The following is a 238-nucleotide window of genomic DNA, read 5'->3' as shown; positions in this document are numbered from 1 at the left end:
GAAAGTGCGCGTCTTGCACTGCGTGTTTCATTTTTCCATTGGGGATTACATCCTTGGGGACGATATGCGTATGTAGCGTTATGTATTGCGTACTTCACTTTTAGAAAAGGAAAAGCAAGTACCATTAGTGCGACAGTAGGTCCGTTATTTAAGGGCGGGGAACATGGGCGAATTCCTCATACATTTGATGTGTTAGCTGTGTTCGCGACTGTGTTTGGTGTTGCGACATCATTACGTC

At 45.0% G+C, this 238-nt stretch carries 1 protein-coding gene; it reads left to right on the top strand.

Going from position 1 to position 238, the window contains the following annotated elements:
• A partial coding sequence (locus JDS95_RS30840; RefSeq protein WP_199691074.1) for a BCCT family transporter occupies positions 1-238 on the top strand: 238 nt, incomplete at both ends.

Origin of the sequence: Bacillus cereus group sp. N24 (assembly GCF_016483345.1) — a bacterium.
Classification (GTDB): Bacteria; Bacillota; Bacilli; order Bacillales; family Bacillaceae_G; genus Bacillus_A; species Bacillus_A toyonensis.
This window is presented reverse-complemented; position numbering and strand designations above follow the sequence as displayed.